The sequence below is a fragment of the Butyricicoccus sp. AM32-19 genome, from assembly GCF_003480365.1.
GTDB lineage: Bacteria > Bacillota > Clostridia > Oscillospirales > Butyricicoccaceae > Agathobaculum > Agathobaculum butyriciproducens.
Genome location: NZ_QUIX01000032.1, coordinates 294 through 3,489, shown reverse-complemented (window position 1 = coordinate 3,489; position 3,196 = coordinate 294). Strand labels below are relative to the sequence as shown.

3 protein-coding genes are annotated in these 3,196 nt (G+C 53.1%); all 3 read right to left on the bottom strand.

What is annotated here, in order from left to right; all coding sequences use genetic code 11:
* On the bottom strand, positions 1-693 hold a 693-nt coding region (locus DW806_RS14830), incomplete at its 3' end, for an electron transfer flavoprotein subunit beta/FixA family protein (RefSeq protein ID WP_147358121.1).
* A gap of 21 nt (positions 694-714) precedes the next feature.
* The gene (locus DW806_RS14825; RefSeq protein ID WP_118362012.1) at positions 715-1,857 is read right to left on the bottom strand and encodes an acyl-CoA dehydrogenase; all 1,143 of its coding nucleotides are present in this window, start codon (positions 1,855-1,857) and stop codon (positions 715-717) included.
* A gap of 397 nt (positions 1,858-2,254) precedes the next feature.
* On the bottom strand, positions 2,255-2,641 hold the full coding sequence (locus DW806_RS14820) for a MerR family transcriptional regulator (protein ID WP_117492801.1): 387 nt from the start codon (positions 2,639-2,641) through the stop codon (positions 2,255-2,257).
* Positions 2,642-3,196 lie beyond the last annotated feature (555 nt).

Here is a 3,196-nt window from a genome sequence, read left to right as displayed (position 1 = left end):
GAAGATGTTGGTGGGAGAACCCTTCAGACCAATGGTGGTGGGATCGATCAGCGGATCGTCCTTCAGGGTGTTGTAGTCATAAACTGCGATCGGCTTATCGTAGCAGCCCATGATGCCCTTGATGGACATGTAGCGGGGCTCGTTCAGCTCCTTGATGCAGGTCAGCAGGCACGGGGTCTGGGTCTCGATGGTCATGTAGCCATCCTCCAGAGCGCGCTTAACGGTAACGGTGGTGCCCTCGATCTTTACGTCAGCAGCGTAGGAGATCTGCGGGATGTCCAGCTTCTCAGCGATCTGAGAGCCAACCTGAGCGGTATCACCGTCGATAGCCTGACGGCCGCAGAATACTACGTCATCAGCGTCAACGCCATACTTCTTGATAGCAGCAGCCAGGATCTGGGAGGTTGCGAAGGTATCGGAACCGCCGAACTCACGAGCGGAAACCAGAATGCCCTCGTCAGCGCCCATAGCCATCAGCTCACGCAGCATGCCCTGTGCCGGGGGAGGACCCATGGTGATAACAACGACCTTGCAGCCGGTAGCGTCCTTCAGCTTCAGAGCAGCCTCAACCGCGTTCTTGTCGTCCGGGTTGATGATGGTAGCCATGGATGCGCGGTTCAGAGTGCCATCGGGATTAACAGCAACCTTACCGGAGGTATCCGGAACCTGCTTTACACAAACAATTGCCTTCATAGTTCAGTTTTCCTCCTATTCTTACTTACCGAGAATGTTACCGGAGATAACAACGCGCTGGATCTCGCTGGTGCCCTCGTAGATCTCGGTGATCTTGGCATCACGCATCATGCGCTCAACCGGGTAATCCTTGGTGTAGCCGTAGCCGCCGTGTACCTGAACTGCCTTGGTGGTGATCTTCATAGCAGCCTCGGAAGCGAACAGCTTAGCGGTTGCAGCGTCCAGAGTGAAGCGGCCGCCCTCAGACTTAGCAACAGCAGCCTTGTAGGTCAGCAGGCGAGCAGCCTCGATTGCAACGTGCATATCAGCAAAGAGGAACTGAGTGTTCTGGAACTTTGCGATCGGACGGCCGAACTGCTCACGGGTCTTAGCAAAGTTGATGGACTCTTCCATAGCGCCCTCTGCAATGCCCAGTGCCTGTGCAGCGATGCCGATACGGCCGCCGTCCAGGGTCTGCATAGCGATCTTGAAGCCCTTGCCTTCTGCGCCGAGGAGGTTCTCCTTCGGAACGATGCAGTCGGTGAATACGATCTCAGCCGTCGGGGAGCCGTGCAGGCCAAGCTTCTCCTCGTGCTTGCCAACAGAGAAGCCCGGGAAGGAGCTCTCTACGATAAATGCAGAAATGCCCTTGGTGCCCTTGGACTTGTCGGTCATAGCGAATACTACGAATACGTCAGCAACGTAGCCGTTGGTGATGAAGATCTTGGAGCCGTTCAGTACGTAGTGGTCACCCTGCAGCTCAGCAACGCAGGTGCCCTTTGCAGCGTCAGAACCAGCGTCCGGCTCGGTCAGTGCGAAAGCGCCTACCTTGTGGCCTTCGGTCAGCATGCGGAGGTACTTCTCCTTCTGTGCGGGAGTACCGTTTGCAATGATCGGGCCGCAGCACAGACCATTGTGGGTAGCGAGGATATCGCCGGTGGAAGCGCACTGCTTGGACAGCTCTTCGATAGCGATAGCGGAGGAAAGATCGTCAGCGCCTGCGCCGCCGAACTCCTCGGGCACGATCATGCCCATAACGCCCAGATCGAACAGCTTCTCGATGTTCTCGCGGGGGTAAGTAGAGGTTTTGTCGGTTTCCGCAGCGATGGGCTTAACTTCGTTCTCGGTGAAGTCATGCATCATCTGGCGAACCAGTTCCTGTTCACGGGTCAGATGGAAATCCATGTTCAAGTCTCCTTCTTGTTTGGATATTTATTGCCAAAGCCGGTAAAAACCGGCATTCCGCCTGTTGCAGACTGCCATTTGGTGCGGCAGGGAACCGCTTGCCCGTGTCTAACCGATCGATAGGGTGGTTCGGTTTGGAGCGGGTTTTGCACACTTTTTTGTTAAGTTTTTGTTCCGTCTACCAATATACCACACCAGATAGCAAGCGTCAACTGTCAATATTAACGGAATAAAGCAATAAATTTGGTAAATTATAAGGGATTGCACAAGCGGAATATTCTCAAAACGCGGGGTATGGTGATAAATACCGAAAAAAACGATGGAAACTGGTAAAAATACACAAATACACAGAGCTCTCCGGCGGGAGAACTCTGCGGTGGTGAAGTGTTGGTGCAGTTCAGTCTTTGGCTTTACCGCGCAGCTCGGGTTCTTTGGCGAGGCAGTTGCCGTAGTTTTCAATCTTGTGGTTGAGCCGCTCGAGCGTCTGCTGCATGGTGGCAATGCGTTCCTCGAGCTGGTCGCGCTGCTCGAGGAGCAAGGCCTTGCGGGCGCCGATGGTGCTGTCGCCCTGCTGGAACAGAGCTACATATTCGATGAGCGCCTCAATTTGCAGACCGGCCGCACGCATACATTTAATAAACTCGATCCAGCTGCACGAGGTCTGGTCGTAATCGCGGATGCCGCTTTTGGTGCGCGGTACCGGCGGGATCAGGCCGATGCGCTCGTAGTAGCGCAGTGTGTCCGGCGTGATGTCGAATTGTCTGCTCACTTCTGCGATGGTCATGGGAGTCACCTTCCTTTGCCCTTAGTGTAGCACTTGGAGTGTACTCTAAGTCAAGGGGGAATTGAGAATTGAGAGTGGAAAATGGAGAATGAACGTGGCAGTTGACGGGTACAGGTTGATAAAATTGGTGTAATTCGACGAGAAACGGCGGGATGAGGTCATACCCCAGGGCACCTTCTCTTGCCCTTCGGGCAATTCACCTTGTCCCGCCCTACATGATACAATTTGTCAAATGGTTCAACGTATATACCATAATGATTACAATATACCGGAGGGCGGGGTGACCTTACCCCGCTGTTTGTAAATTCAGTTGCACGATTAAAATCGTAGGGGAGCACATTGTGCTCCCGCATCAATGTTAAATGCGTGCGGACATACGGTTATGTAATTGCAGTGAGTTGAATTTGACCATCGCGTTAATTTTCCATTCTCCATTCTCAATTTTCAATTACTGCAACAAAAAAGGAACCCTCTTTCGAGGATTCCTTTTTATGCAACTTTGGTTTGTTAAGCGGAGAAATTACTCCTCAACCTTAACGTATACGCCGCCGTTAC

Bases quoted from the DNA above. Each gene is read 5' to 3' on its own strand.
- DW806_RS14820 (WP_117492801.1), bottom strand. From the start codon at position 2,641: ATGACCATCGCAGAAGTGAGCAGACAATTCGACATCACGCCGGACACA.
- DW806_RS14825 (WP_118362012.1), bottom strand. From the start codon at position 1,857: ATGGATTTCCATCTGACCCGTGAACAGGAACTGGTTCGCCAGATGATG.